The sequence below is a fragment of the Frankia sp. CcI49 genome, from assembly GCF_001983215.1.
Taxonomy (GTDB): Bacteria; Actinomycetota; Actinomycetes; order Frankiales; family Frankiaceae; genus Parafrankia; species Parafrankia irregularis.
The window spans coordinates 49,661-63,720 of record NZ_MOWP01000031.1; the positions used below are offsets into that span (position 1 = coordinate 49,661).

The window sequence follows — 14,060 nt, forward strand, 5'->3', positions numbered from 1 at the left end:
TGCGGGCTGCTCGCCGTGCCAGGCGGCGGGTGGTCACTTCGCCGGGCCGAAGCCGGCTTCGGTGAGCACCTTGGTGCCGTCGGCGGACAGGACGTAGTCGACGAAGGCCTTCGCGGTCTCCGCGTCCTTCGACTCCTTCAGCGCGACGATCGGATAGCTGGTCTTCGCGTTGACGTCGGCCGGGATCTCGACGCCGATGACCTTCTTCGGGTCGGCCGAGGCGACGTCGGTCTGGTAGACGAGGCCGGCGTCGACCTCACCCAGGCTGACGGAGGTCAGGACGGCCTTCACGTCGGCGCCGTAGGTCACCGGGGTGACCTTCTCGCCGGCCTTCTCGAGGACGGTGGTGGCGGCCACGCCACACGGTACCTGCGCCTCGCACAGCGCGACCTTCACGCCGGCCTCGTCGAGGTCACCGATCTCGTCGATCTTGGCCGGGTTGTCCGCCGGCACCGCGATCTCGAGCGAGTTCGTGGCGAAGGTCGTCGGACCGGTGGCGTTGCCCGCGTCGACGACCTCGGTCATGTTCTTCGCGCTCGCGGAGGCGAACACGTCCGCCGGCGCGCCCGAGTTGATCTGCTGCGCCAGAGCCGAGCTCGCGGCGAAGGAGAACGTGACGGTCGTGCCGGGGTGGGCCGCTTCGAACTGCTTGCCCAGCGTGGTGAACGTCTCGGTCAGCGAGGCCGCGGCGAGAACGGTGATCTTGTGAGGCTCCGCCGACGCGGTGACGCTGGCGGAGGGAGCGGCGGTGGCCGTGTCGTCATCGTCGTCGGACCCGCAGCCCGCCGCGACGAGCGCGAGGGCGGGGACCAGGACGAGGGGAACGGCGAGGCGAGAGACACGGGCTTTGCGCCCTGTACGGATCATCGACACGGATGCACGATACAGCCGCAATCGCGGAATCTGTCTCCTTCTTCAGGCCGCGTTTACGGATCGGTAACCGCCTGCCTGCGCGCATGGGAGGCTGGCCCCATGACGGTTGATCTCAGCGGGCGCGGCGCGGCCTTCCTCGAGTTCTGGCGGGAGCGGCATCTGTGCAGCCTGACCACGGTGCGTCCGGACGGTACGGCCCACGTCGTCCCGGTCGGTGTGACGCTGGAGCCGGCGGCCGGCCTGGCGAGGGTGATCACCTTTCGGCGTTCACGCAAGGTCGCGCTGATAAATGGTCGCGATGGGGTCACGGCGGGTGAGCATTTCGCCGAGGCGCGGCCGGCTGCGGCGCCATTCCGTGACGATCCTGACGCCTTTGATGGCGAATTGTCCGAAATTAAAGCGCGCGGCGGCGTTCATGCCGACTCGGGGAACGAGTCGGGCCGGGATGCGTCACGGCCGCGATCGGCGCCTGGCGTGCCCGTGGCGGTGTGTCAGATCGACGGGCCTCGGTGGTCGACCCTCGAGGGGCTGGCGGTCGTCCGGGACGATCCGGCGGCGGTCGCCGAGGCGGTGCGTCGTTACGCCGAGCGGTACCGGGCCCCGCGGGTGAACCCGGAACGGGTCGTCCTGGAGATCTCGATAACCCGCGTTCTCGGCACACTCTGACCAGGAGTTTCGAAGTTCCTTCCCCGGCGAGATGTGATGCGGATCACGGAATTTGTTACGGGTGGGTTACGTGCGGAGTGGCCTGGTCGTGATCGCTGATGACTCGAGCCAGCGGGTGGATCGCGGCGATGGCCGACACGGCGCGGTGACCGACAGACCGGGGTGTTGTGGACATTAGACTGCGCACTCCGGGCGGCGCGGTACGGGAGGTGCGGTGATCGCTGGGGTTGCGGGCCTGGCCGCGGCTGCGTCATCGGTCGGGATGCTGATCGTCACCGCCGACGGCCGGGTGGCGTGGGTCAACGACGCGCTCGTCGAGCTGGTCACCGGCACGCGTGACCCGGACTCGCCGTTCGAGTCCCGCCTCGCGGTCGCCGAAGCCGGGCTGCCCCTCACCGGGCTGCATCCAGGTGCCCCACCGGCGGTCGCCGACTGGACCGCGGTCGACGGAACGTCGCATCTGCTGCGGATCACCTGCCGTGACATGAGCGCGGGTCAGCCCTCGGAGCTGCTGCTCTTCGAGATCGTGGATCTGGCGGACGAGGCCGTGGCGAGCAGCCTCGGCCTGCTGCCCGGATCTGCCGGCGCGGCCGTCGACGCCACGCCGGGTGTTCCGACGCGGGATCCGGATGATCCCGCGGACGGCGTCGGCCTGCCGGGCGGTGCAGCTGGGCCGGGTGGTGCAGCTGGGCCGGGTGGTACGGGCGCGCTGGGAAGCGCAGGCGCACCGGGCGACGGAGCCGGGTCGTCCGGTGAAGTGATGTTGCCCGGTGCGGGCGAGGTGGTGCCGCCTGACGGAGCCGCGCCGTCTGACGGAGCGCCGGATGGTGGAGCCGCGCCGGATGGTGGAGCGGCGGCCGAGGTCGGGGCAGCGGCGGCGGCCGGGGTGTCCACCGATCCGCTGACCGGGCTGCTCACCCGGTACGCGATGGCGGAGGACCTGGAGATCCGGACCACGGGCGTCCAGACCGCGGTGGGCTCGCTGCTCCTGCTTGACGTCGATCATCTTGCCGATGTCAACGATCTGCAGGGCTACTCGGTGGGCGACGCCGTGCTCCGTGCCGTGGCCGGCCTGCTGCGGGAGGAACTGCCGGCGGACACCGTGCTCGGGCGCCTCGGTGGGGACGAGTTCGCCGTCCTCCTGCGCGAGGGCGGGGGAGACGAGGGCCTCGCGATCGCCGAACGCCTGTGCGCCGCGGTCGCCGCCCGCACCGCCGCGGCCGAGGAGGTCGCGGTGCAGGCCACCGTCAGCATCGGCGTGGTCCCGCTGGAGCTCGCGGCCGGCAGCGAGGCCGCCTTCGCCTGGGCGGACCTCGCGCTGCGGGAGGCCAAGCGGGTGGGGCGCAACCGGGCAAGGCTGTTCACCCGTGAGCAGTACGACGAGGCGGCGTTGCGGGTCACGGTGACCAGCAGGGTGGCGGCGGCGCTCGACAACGGCCAGATGTCGCTGGACGTCCTGCCCGTCGTCGACCTTGCGAGCCGCGAGGTGATCGGCTTCGAGCTGCTTTCCCGGCTGCGGGACGGGATCTGGCCCGAGCTGGGCCCACGCGGCTTCCTGGCTGCCGCCGAGCACACCGACCTCGGTCTGCACCTTGACCGCTGGGTCGTGCTGCGCGCCGTGAACGCACTGCTCAGCGGACTGTCCGGGCGGCTCTACGTGAATCTCGCGGCCCGTTCACTGCGGGATCCGGCCTTCGGTGACTTCGTCCTCTCGACCTTGCGGGATGGTCGTGTCGACCCCTCCCGCCTGGGCCTGGAGATCTCCGAGAGCGCCGCGGTGGCGAATCCGGATGCCGCGCGGCGCCTCGCCGAGCAGCTCGGCGCGGCTGGCTGCGCGGTCCTGCTCGACGACTTCGGGATGACCACCGGGGCGGTGACGGCGCTGCGGAACCTTCCGCTGTGGGCGGTCAAGATCGACACGGGGCTTGTTCGCACCATCGACACCAGTCCGCGCGATCGGGCCCTGGTCGAGGCGGTCGTCCAGATCGCACGGTCGGCAGGAATGATCGTGATCGCGGAAGGCGTCGACCGTGCCACGCTGCCGTCGGCACTGCTCGACATCGGTGTCGGGATTGCGCAGGGTTATCACGTCGGACGGCCACGGCGCCTGACCGAGCTGCTCGGTGGTCCGGACGGGGATGACGTCACGACGGTGATGAGCCTGGGCGGCCGTCGCTGACCGGGCCACCGTTGACCAGGTAACCATGGCCTCGCGGGACCGTTCCGGGCCGCTTCGGACCACTCTGGAGCACGCACGGGTTTCGCTGATCCGGTCGCTCCGGAGTGGTCGCTGTGCGTAGTGTCAGAGCTGTGGTTGGGGCGTCGGGAACGGCGCCGTCGCGGCGCGCCCGGCTGGGCTCCCGGGCGTTCTCCGCGCGTGGGGGTCGCCCGTTCCGATGGCCGCCCTCGACGGGGTCTGTCTGGTCAGGGGCAGCGGCAGCCGCGGTGCTGGGGGGAACACTGCTGGCCACCTCCGGGCCGCCGCCCGCCGGCGACAGCGCGCCGGCGGGCCATCCTCCGCCGGCTGCCGCGGCGGCTGTGCGGTCGCGACCCGACCAGGTGCCGCCTGACCAGGCGCCGCCCCCCGACCAGCCAGGGCCGTATGCGGTGGGCTACCAGACCCTGATCGTGCCCAACCCCGACCGCCCCGACCGCACCCTGACGACGTCGGTCTGGTACCCGACCTGGAAGGGGCCGACGCCTGCCGCCGAAGGACCGCGGGACGGCGCCGCCCGCTACCCGGTGGCATCCGACATCGCGGTGCCGTCACGGGTCGCCCTGCAGGGGAGGACGATCGCGCCCGGCCGTTTCCCGCTGGTGGTGATCTCGCACGGCAGCGCGGGCAGCCGGGTGCAGCTCGCCTATCTCGCCGAGGCGCTGGCGACGCACGGCTTTGTCGTGGCCGCGCCGGACCATCCGGGCGACACCATGATCGAGGCTGCCGAGGGCCGGCAGGCACCACTGGTGGAGCTGGCCAGCGACCGGTCGGTGGACGTCTCGAACGTCATCAGCGCGTTCACCGATGACGACTGCCCGCTCTCCAGCATCGTCCGGGCCGATGCGATCGGGGTGGTCGGCTTCTCCTTCGGCGGTCTGACCTCGGTCGTCTCCACGGTCGGGTTCCTGCGCGCGCCAGCCGACCCTCGGGTGCGGGCCGTGGTCGGCATCGCCCCGGCCACCGAGGTCGTCCCGGCGCGGCTGCTCGGCCGCGTTCGGGTACCGGCCCTTCTGATCGGCGGTCGTCTGGACGGCGCGGTTCCGTTCGAGCGCAACGCGAGACGTGCGTTCGACGAGCTCACCGGCGCGCACCCGCGCTACCTGGTCACGGTGGCGGGCGGGACGCACAACTCGTTCACCGAGATCTGCGCGCAGGCCGCGGCGGCCCGCGGGCACGAGGTCGAGGACGGAGTGCGCGTCCGGCTGGAGGTGACGGAGGAGCTGACCTGCCGACCACCGGCCATCGACATCGACCGTGCGCACGGCCTGGCCACCTACTACACGGTGGCTTTTCTGGAGAGCCGGCTGGCCGGCGTGCCGGGCTACGACAGCTATCTCACCGTGGCGGCGGCAGAACGCCACCCCGAAGGCGAGCTCCGCGTGGCGAGCTGAGCCCGGCAGGAAACGTCTGTGGTCTGATCAGCCGCTACGCTGCCGTTCACCTGCGGTGACGCGTCGAGCGACGGCGATGCCACCGTCGTGGAAGGCCAATCAGATGACCGCCCCCGATCACGGCGGCTACGGTGACCCGACCGGCCGGTGCCGACTCTCCCGGCGGCTGGCCGGTCGTCGCCGGTGTGGCGGGCAGCGTCCAGCGGTACGGCGATGTGACCCGCGAGGAGGTCGACCAGCATGTCCGCTCGCCAGATCCGGCGGTTTCACCTGGAGCGAGAGGTAGACGTGTCCGGAGTTTCGGGCACCGGGGCGGTGGCCTACGGAGTGCAGGCTCCGGACGGTACCTGCGTGTTGTGGTGGAACTCCGACCACGGATCCGTCGCCATCTACCCGTCGATGCAGTCACTTTTGGCGATACACGGCCACGGCGGGATGACCAGCGCCGTGTACATCGACGGCCCGGAGGCGGCCGGCCGGGCCGCTGCCCTCGTGCCACCCGAGTCCGGCACGACTGACCTGACGGGCGCGACCGGGGCGACCGGGGCGACCGGGGCGACCGGGGCGGCGCATGACGCGCCCAGGTCGTCGGTGGGTGCGCCGCGTGCCAGGCGGGTACCCGCAGCCGCCCGGATCGGCGGCGGGCGGGGCGCCGTGGCACGCGGCGCCGGCCGGAACGGGCGCGGGCGCATCGCCAAGCCCTCCTGGGGAGCTGCCGCCGGCCTGATCATCGGGCGGGCGGCCACGCGGGGTGGTGCGGCCCGGGCCCTGCCTGCTCAGGCCAGCGGGCGGAAGCACGGCGCGGTCGGACCATCCGGGTCGATGGTGTAGAGGGCAAGCGTGCCGGCCATGTCCTGAGGGTCGACTCCGATCATTCGCATGTCCTCGGCGAGGCTGGCCATCACGCCGAGGGCATGGCGCAACATGACGGCGGCCATGCCGCGCGGGCTGTCGACCTGGGCGCGGAACTCGACCGCGGAACCGGCGTCGGACGTCAGCGCCGCCAGCGTGCCCAACCTGATTCGATCGGTCAACGTCTCCCAGACCCGCTCCGAGTTCGGAGCCTCCGGGCTACGCCATACCTGGCGATAGGTCATCGCGGCGACCACCGCGGCCGGGGGGCGCCCCGTCCGCAGGTGGATCGTGACCGTCCACATCGCCAGCAGCCAGGACAGTGCTGTCATCGTGCGATGGGGGTCATCCTCCACTCGTTCGACGAGCTGTTGCTCGGCGGCAAATCTGGTCTGAACTGACAGCCATGCCACGACGAGTCGCTCTATGTCGACGACGTCGATCATGGGTAGTTCACGGGGATGGGGACGGGCGAGCGCGGCGGCCCGCCGTGAGCTGGTATCTACCAGGGCCAACGCCCCCGCGTCCGGGAGAGTCTGCCAGGCAAGTCCCGACAGCGGCATGGCGCACACGCTAACCCGGAGCGGGAGCTTTAACCATCAGGGTTGATGAAAGCTTGTTGTCAGTTACGTTTCCCGCCCTACCCGTCTGTGCCGGTCGGTCGGTTTTTCTGCCGGTTCCGTCACCTTTGCTTCCCGATCGGTGACAGGCGATGCCTGGCGGCGCGCCCAGAGTGCCCGGTCAGGGACACAGCGGGGCCGCCGCCGCATCGTCACTCGCCCAGAAGGTCTAGGACGATGGTGGGGGGCTGGGTGGGTGTGGTCGTGATGTGGGTGCGCCAGTGGGTATCGGCGGCGTCGGGGTCGTGGTGCGCGATGAGGTCGAGCAGGTGGGTGTGGTCGTGGTGGTTGTGAGGCGCGGGGTGCGGGGGTGGTGTGTGGGTGTCGAGGATGTGGCGGAGCATCCCGGCGATCATGGTGAGGGTCTGGTTGCCGGCGTGCTCGAGGAGCTGGTGGTGGAAGTGGGCGGGGTCGGGGTGGGTGAGGGCCGTGTGCAGGGCCGTGAGCGTGGCGTCGGTGTGGTGGGTCGCAAGCAGGCGGACGGCCGCGGGTTCGAGCAGGGTGTGGGCGGTGTGGACGTCGGCGAGAGTGGTGTGGCGGTGTTCGAGGACGAGGCCCGCGTAGCGTGCGGCGACCTGGCCGTCGGGAGTGTGGACGCGGGCACCGCCGTGGGCGCCGCGGCGGACGGAGATGAGCGCTTCGGATTCGAGGACGCGGAACGCCTCGCGCAGGGTGGGGCGGGAGACGCCGAACTGCTCCATGAGGACGGCTTCGGGGGGCAGCGCGTCGCCTTCGACGAGCTCGCCGCGGACGATCTGGCGGCGGAGCTGGGCTGCGACGAGCTCGGCGGTCTTGGGCACCCGCACCTGCTGGCCGACCTTGTTCTCGGGCAGCGGGCCGATGCGCGGTGGGCCTGCCGACCCGGCGCCTGTTCCGTCGGCTGCTCCCGCTGTGGCGGATTCGCTGCCGCGCCGGGGTACGCGCAGCGCATGCCCCCCGCGCACTGCACTGATGTTGGCCGGATTCAGTAACGCCATGACGGTGCTCCCCCAGTTCCTCATGCCACCGGCATCCGCGGGTTGACGCGGCCGGCCGCATTGGCGGTGTCCATGTCCACGCTCGTCGTTGAGCAACGGCCGCGCCGGAGGTTCTGGCGCGCCCGCGATGGCGTCCGACTGGCCTGGCGGACACCACCGTGGGCGCCGAGCGATCGAAACCCGACGACGACTACAAGGCCCTGACTACAAGGCGTGCTTGTGAAGTTGCATTGTGGCATCAGATGGACTGGGTTGGATGGGCTGGGGAGAATCAGACCACGGTGTAAACCACAAATGGCTTGGCGTAATACGGCCGCGTCGTTACTCAAAGTGGCGAGATCGCAGTGGTCGCCGCCCGGCTCCCGGTGCGTTCCCGGGAGAGTGCCCGGCCCCGGATCCACATGCCGACCGGCATTCGTCGACTGTGGGCGGCCGATGGCCGAGTGGCTTCGGCGACGTCGCCGCCGAAGCCACGCAATCACACAGGGTCGCGCTGCGTGGCTGCCCGGATCGGAGAACGATTTCGGTAGCCACTCCGCTCTCGGCGCGTCGCGGCACTCAGAGTGCCTTCGTCGTCGGCGTGTCGCGCCCGGGGTGGTGGCCGTTGATGTGCTGCGGAACGCGAACGGGCCCGGCGTCGCGGCCGGTGCCACCGCGACGCCGGGCCTCATGCGAACCTGACGCCGGCCTCAGGCAAACCTGCAGGGCCTGCCGTCCTGCAGGGCCTGCCGTCCTGCAGGGCCTGCCGTCCTGCAGGGCCGGCTGCGCCGGCCGTTCTTTCCGGGTGGGCCGCTGGGCCTGTGTCAGGTCGCCGCGGCGACCTGTTCGTGTGCCTCGATGGTCACCGCCGCGGCGTGGACGACCGAGGCCACCCGGATCGCGTCCTGGATGACCTCCCGGGAGACGTCCCGCTTGCGTAGCTCCTGTTCGTGGGCGGTGAGGCACATACCGCAGCCGTTCACGGCCGAGACGGCCAGCGACCAGAGCTCGAAGTCGACCTTGTCGACGCCCGGGTTGGCGATGGCGTTCATCCGCAGCCCGGCCCGCAGCCTGGAGTACTCCTTGTCCTCCAGCAGATGCATCGTCCGGTAGTAGACGTTGTTCATGGCCATGAGCGCCGCGGCGGTGCGGGCGGCGGTCGCGGCCTCGGGGGTGAGGAACGCCTGGGCCTCGGCCTCCAGCTCCGCCAGTGCGGTGCGGCCGCGGCTGGCGATCGCGGAGGCCAGCACCGTTCCCCACAGCTGCTGGGGGCTCAGGTTGGACTGCGACGTCACCGAACCGAGGTTGAGCCGGATGTCCTTGGCGTAGTCGGGAAGCAGCTCCCGAAGGCGAGCCACCCCCATCAGGCCGCGACCTCCGCGGGGGCCTTGCCACCGCCGAGCGTGGCCTCGCCCTTCTGCCAGTTGCACGGGCACAGCTCGTCGGTCTGCAGGGCGTCGAGCACCCGCAGCACCTCGGCCGGGTTGCGGCCGACGCTGCCCGCGGTGACCATCACGAACTGGACGACGCCGTCCGGGTCGATGATGAAGGTCGCCCGCTGTGCCACACCGTCGTCCCCGAGCACGCCGCAGGCCTGGGTCAGCTCGCGCTTGATGTCCGACAGCATCGGGAACGGCAGCTCGCGCAGGTCCTCGTGGCTCTGCCGCCAGGCGAGGTGGACGTACTCGTTGTCCGTCGACACGCCGAGGACCTGCGCGTCACGGTCGGCGAACTCGCTGTTGAGCCGGCCGAACGCGGCGATCTCGGTCGGGCAGACGAAGGTGAAGTCCTTCGGCCAGAAGAACACGACGCGCCACTGGCCCGGACGGCTGCTGGAGGTCTCCTGCACGAACGCCGTGTCCGGGTTCAGGGAGACGACCCCGGTCAGGTCGTAGGCGGGGAAGACGTCGCCGACGGTCAGCATCCGAACGATCTCCTGTCTCTGGTGCCCCGGGGTGGGGCGACGGGCTCCACTCTTGCGACCGTCTACTCAGAAGGGAAATCGAAAGATTTGGGGAATCTGATAGCTTGAGGCTATGGCTCAACCTCAGCCCACCCTCGCCCAACTCCGGGCGCTGGTGGGTGTGGCGGATCACCGGCACTTCGGTCGGGCGGCGGCCTCGCTGCACGTCAGTCAGCCCACTCTGTCGAGCGCGGTGGCGGCGCTGGAGCGCACGCTCGGCATCCAGCTCGTCGAGCGCACCACCCGCAGTGTGCTGCTGACGCCGGTCGGGGAGGAGATCGTCGCGCGGGCCCGTGGGGTCCTCGGGGCGGTGGACGACATCGCGCAGGTCGCGGTGCGTGCGCAGGTGCCGCTGTCGGGTGATATCCGGCTCGGGGTCATCCCCACCGTGGCGCCCTATCTGCTGCCCCGTCTGCTTCCGCTGCTGCGTGCCCAGCGGCCGCAGGCGAGCCCGAGGCTGCGGGAGGCCCAGACCGCGGCGCTGCTGGAGGAGCTGCGTGGCGGTGCGCTCGACCTGGCGTTGCTCGCGCTGCCGACCGACGAGCCCGGAGTCGCCGAGCTGCCGCTGTACGACGAGGATTTCGTCCTGGTGACACCGGTGGATCATCCGATGGCCGGCGGGGACGGGCTGCCGGTGGCCGCGCTCGGTGGCCAGGAGCTGCTGCTGCTGGAGGACGGGCACTGCTTCCGGGCCCAGGCTCTCGATGTGTGCCGGGAGGCGGGGGCGCGGGAGCGCAGCGCGTTGCGTGCCGCGAGCCTGTCGACGATCGTGCAGATGGTCGCCGGTGGGCTGGGGCTCACACTGGTCCCCGCGGCCGCGGTGGGCGTCGAGGTGGGGGAGGGGCGTGGCCTCGCGACGGCGACCTTCTGCACCCCGGCGCCCCGCCGCCGGATCGGGCTCGCGTATCGGGCGACGTCCGCCCGGGTGGCCGAATGGAGTCTGCTCGCCGCCGAGATCCGCGCGGCGCTGCCGGGAACCGGCCTGCCGGTGACACCGGCCGCGCTGACGGCGGGTTCCTGACGCATCCGAGGGGTATCGCCGGCAACGGATTTCGTCTCCGTCGGCGTGGTTTTCCTTCGGATTCTCGCCTCGTCGGCCGACGTCTTCGGTTGTCGCGATTTCTGATGTGCCGATTCCCGCCACCGGCCCACGATCTCGATCTCGATCGAGATCGTGGCGCGTATCCCGACGGCCGTCCTGGTGGGCCCGTGCCGGTCGGACTCGGATGGTGACCGATGGGTCGTTCCGTCCTCGTTCCGTCCTCGTTCCGTCCCCGGACGGGTGGCTGCCCGGGGCCTGCGGCGCTATCGGCCGCCTGACGATCCGAGGCGCGATTAGGGCGATTAGTCACGGTTTAAACTGGTTCTCTGCGGGTAGGGGAGGCGTGCTGGCGGTGGCTGCGGCTTGCCTTGGCCGGCACGCAGGCGTCGTCCCTGCCCGCGGTGCAGCGGGGGGAGGGTGACCGTCCGCGGATCTGGCCCGCATGGAATCCGCCATGCGTGGTGGACCGCGCCCGAACAGGTTCGGAGCCGACTGTGAACAGGCCCGATGTGAACAGGCGAGGCCACGGGGTGCCCGTGGAGCCGAGGATTCCCGTGCGTGGGATTCATCTGCGCGGCATGACAAATCATGACATCCCGCCCGGAATAAATCGGGCCCGGGTGAGCAGCGGTGATACGCCCAGGAYATATCCCCGTAACCCGTCGGCCCTAGTGTAGGTATTCATGAGCGACGCGCGGATTGCGGCGGTCGGTGTAGAAGAAGAATTTCACATCCTCGATCTCGAAACGCGGCGACTCGTTCCGCGGGCCGCCGAGATACTGCGGGGGCTCCCCGACGACCAGTTCTCCCAGGAGCTGCTGAAGTCCGTCGTCGAGACGAACAGCAGGCCGTGCACCGACTTGGCCGACCTGCGGGYGGACCTGGTCGACCTGCGTCGTCGCCTCGCCGCCGTCGCGGAGCCGCTCGGCCTGGGCCCGGCGGGCGCCGGAACCGTACCGATCTCCACCCAGGCCCACGACGTCTCACCGGACCCGCGATACCTGCAGATGGCGGAGGAATACCAGCTCCTCGCCCGCGAGCAGCTCATCTGCGGCGCTCAGGTCCACGTCGACGTGGCTGATCGGGACCTGGCGATGGCGGTCACCTCCTGGGTGGCACCGTGGCTGCCGATGCTGCTCGCGCTCTCGGCCTCCTCACCGTTCTGGAACGGCGAGGACAGCGGCTACGCGAGTATGCGGACGATGGTCTGGCAACGATGGCCCACCGCCGGCGTCGCCGGCCCGTTCCAGACCGCCGCGGAATACGACCAGCTGGTGGCGGACCTGGTCAAGACCGGTGTCATCAGCGACCCCGGAATGGTCTATTTCGACGTCCGGCCCTCGGCGCATCTGCCCACGGTCGAGCTGCGTATCTGCGACGCCTGCCCGGATGTGGACACCGTGATCCTGATCGCCGGCCTGTTCCGAGCGCTGGTGTGCCGGGCGATCGACTCCATCACGGCAGGCGACCCGGCGCCACCGCCCCGCGGCGAGCTGCTGCGGGCGGCCACCTGGCGGGCGGCCCGCTCCGGTATCGAGGGCGACCTGGTCGACACATCCGGCGCCGGCAGCGTGCCGGCGGAGGAGCTGCTGCGGCGGCTGCTGGCCGAGGTGCGTCCCGAGCTTGAGCAGCTCGGAGACTGGGAGCTGGTGGGGCATCTGGCCGAAGCCGCGGTCGGGCACGGCAGCGCCGCCTCCCGCCAGCGCCGGGCCCACGCCCGCCGCGGGCTGCTGACGGATGTGGCCGACCTGCTGCTGACCGAGACCCGCGAGTCGCCGTCTGCGGCGACGGATCCGTTCGACGGGGTCGGCACCCGCGGCAGTGCTGGTGCTGCTGGTGTTGGTGCTGCTGCTGCTGGTTTCGGTGGCGCCGTGGCGTTGCCGCCGCCGCCGGCGGCCCGGGCCGCGCGCTCCCTCCTCGGCCAGTACCGGCCGGCCGGGTTCGACGAGGTCATGTCGATCGAGGACGGTGTGCGGCCCGCGTACCGCGCCGTCGCGCGTGCCCTGGAACGCCTGGGGCCGGCCGTGCTCGCGGAGCGCGGCGAGGCCATGCAGGGCGAGCAGGTGGAACGCGGCGTGGTCTTCCGCGTCGACGGCGAGCAACGCCCGTTCCCGTTTGACCTGGTGCCACGGATCGTCGCCGCGGCCGACTGGGAGCGGCTGCAGGCCGGGCTGACCCAGCGGGTACGGGCACTGGAGGCCTTTCTGCGTGACACGTACTCCGAACGGGCCGCGGTCGCCGACGGCGTCATCCCGCCGTGGGTGGTCAACGACTCTCCGGGCCTGAGGCACACCGGTCGGGTGCTGTCCCGCGACGGCGCACCGCTGTCCGGTGGGGCCCGGGCGACGGTGGCGGGCATCGACCTCGTCCGCGGCGGCGACGGGGGATGGCTCGTGCTGGAGGACAACCTGCGGGTGCCCTCCGGGGTCGCCTACGCGATCGAGGCCCGGCAGCTGACGCGTTCGGCGTTGCCCGAGCTCAGCCCGCCGGGTGCCATCCTGAGCGTCAGCACGGTGCCCGCACTTCTGCACGAGGCACTGGTCGCCGCGGCGCCGCCGGCGGTGCACGGCGAGCCCRCGGTGGCCGTGCTCACCACCGGGCCGCGGGACTCGGCCTACTACGAGCACACCTTCCTCGCCGAGGAGATGGGGGTGCCGCTGCTGACCCCGACGGACATCCTGGTCGACGACGACATCCTGTACGCCGTGCCGGGTGGTCGGGGCCGGCGCCGGCGTGTCGACGTCCTGTACCGGCGGGTTGACGAGGACGAGCTGCTCGGGCTGCCCGGCGCGGACGGGGCGCCGCTCGGGCCGGGTCTGCTGCGGGCCGTCCGTGCTGGCACGCTGGCGCTGGCGAACGCGCTGGGCAACGGCGTCGCCGACGACAAGGTGGTGTACGCCTTCGTYGCCCGGATGATCACCTATTACCTGGGTGAGCAGCCCCTGCTCGACGATGTCCCGACCTACGTCTGCGGGGACCCCGACCAACGCGACCACGTCCTGGAGAACCTCGACCGGCTGGTCGTCAAGCCCGTCGACGGCTACGGCGGTGCCGGTGTCGTGATCGGCCCGGCCGCCGAGCCCGCGGAGCTGGCCCAGGCCCGCGCGGGCATCCTGGCCGACCCGCGGGGCTGGATCGGCCAGGAGGTCGTGTCACTGTCGACTCACCCGACCTGGGTGGACGGCGAGCTCGCGCCCTGTGCGGTGGATCTGCGGGCTTTCGTCTACGCCGGGCGGGAGACGATCGTCGCCCCGGCGGCGCTCAGCCGAGTCGCACCGGTCGGCAGCCTGATCGTCAACTCCTCGCGCGGAGGCGGTTCCAAGGACACCTGGCTGCTTCGGTCCTGACACCCCGAGGCTTCGGGTCACTGTGGTGTTGCGCACAGCAACACCGCTGTCATCGTGGTGAAACCTCGGCCCACGAAGGTGGGTGGCGCGGTAGGCGCCGCGTCACCCACTGATCGCACCTGGCGCGCGTCT

The 14,060-nt window shown here is 71.2% G+C and carries 11 protein-coding genes; 6 read left to right on the forward strand and 5 right to left on the reverse strand.

Features of this window, described 5'->3' with window-relative positions; translation table 11 throughout:
* Positions 1-33: 33 nt before the first annotated feature.
* On the reverse strand, positions 34-867 hold the full coding sequence (gene modA / locus CcI49_RS27470) for a molybdate ABC transporter substrate-binding protein (RefSeq protein ID WP_054567299.1): 834 nt from the start codon (positions 865-867) through the stop codon (positions 34-36).
* A 105-nt stretch (positions 868-972) separates the two neighbouring features.
* Here modA and CcI49_RS27475 point away from each other — a divergent pair, with 105 nt between their 5' ends.
* The 4 genes from CcI49_RS27475 to CcI49_RS27490 all read left to right on the forward strand — a co-directional run bounded on the left by CcI49_RS27475 (position 973) and on the right by CcI49_RS27490 (position 5,979).
* Positions 973-1,539, forward strand: coding sequence for a pyridoxamine 5'-phosphate oxidase family protein (locus CcI49_RS27475; RefSeq protein WP_054567066.1), 567 nt, complete (start codon positions 973-975; stop codon positions 1,537-1,539).
* Between the two features lie 214 nt (positions 1,540-1,753).
* On the forward strand, positions 1,754-3,718 hold the full coding sequence (locus CcI49_RS27480; protein WP_076830763.1) for a bifunctional diguanylate cyclase/phosphodiesterase: 1,965 nt from the start codon (positions 1,754-1,756) through the stop codon (positions 3,716-3,718).
* Between the two features lie 266 nt (positions 3,719-3,984).
* Entirely contained in the window at positions 3,985-5,148 is a 1,164-nt protein-coding gene (locus CcI49_RS27485; protein ID WP_076830766.1) for a dienelactone hydrolase family protein, read from the forward strand.
* 240 nt (positions 5,149-5,388) lie between these two features.
* Positions 5,389-5,979, forward strand: coding sequence for a hypothetical protein (locus tag CcI49_RS27490; protein WP_076830769.1), 591 nt, complete (start codon positions 5,389-5,391; stop codon positions 5,977-5,979).
* Here CcI49_RS27490 and CcI49_RS27495 read toward each other — a convergent pair.
* The 4 genes from CcI49_RS27495 to CcI49_RS27510 all read right to left on the reverse strand — a co-directional run bounded on the left by CcI49_RS27495 (position 5,925) and on the right by CcI49_RS27510 (position 9,500).
* Entirely contained in the window at positions 5,925-6,563 is a 639-nt protein-coding gene (locus CcI49_RS27495) for a hypothetical protein (RefSeq protein WP_054567070.1), read from the reverse strand. The genes CcI49_RS27490 and CcI49_RS27495 overlap by 55 nt on opposite strands.
* A gap of 209 nt (positions 6,564-6,772) precedes the next feature.
* The gene (locus tag CcI49_RS27500; RefSeq protein ID WP_076830772.1) at positions 6,773-7,597 is read right to left on the reverse strand and encodes a GntR family transcriptional regulator; all 825 of its coding nucleotides are present in this window, start codon (positions 7,595-7,597) and stop codon (positions 6,773-6,775) included.
* An 803-nt stretch (positions 7,598-8,400) separates the two neighbouring features.
* On the reverse strand, positions 8,401-8,940 hold the full coding sequence (locus CcI49_RS27505) for a carboxymuconolactone decarboxylase family protein (protein WP_054567072.1): 540 nt from the start codon (positions 8,938-8,940) through the stop codon (positions 8,401-8,403).
* On the reverse strand, positions 8,940-9,500 hold the full coding sequence (locus CcI49_RS27510) for a peroxiredoxin (protein WP_006539284.1): 561 nt from the start codon (positions 9,498-9,500) through the stop codon (positions 8,940-8,942). Before CcI49_RS27510 ends, CcI49_RS27505 begins: the two co-directional genes overlap by 1 nt.
* 112 nt (positions 9,501-9,612) lie before the next feature.
* On the opposite strand from CcI49_RS27510, the gene CcI49_RS27515 reads away from it, so the two are divergent.
* Together CcI49_RS27515 and CcI49_RS27520 are read left to right on the forward strand one after the other, a co-directional pair.
* Positions 9,613-10,560, forward strand: a complete 948-nt coding sequence (locus CcI49_RS27515; RefSeq protein WP_076830776.1) for a LysR substrate-binding domain-containing protein — start codon at positions 9,613-9,615, stop codon at positions 10,558-10,560.
* Between the two features lie 704 nt (positions 10,561-11,264).
* Positions 11,265-13,928: a carboxylate--amine ligase/circularly permuted type 2 ATP-grasp protein gene (locus CcI49_RS27520; protein WP_076830780.1), complete on the forward strand. Its 2,664-nt coding sequence runs from the start codon at positions 11,265-11,267 to the stop codon at positions 13,926-13,928.
* The last annotated feature ends 132 nt before the right edge of the window (positions 13,929-14,060 follow it).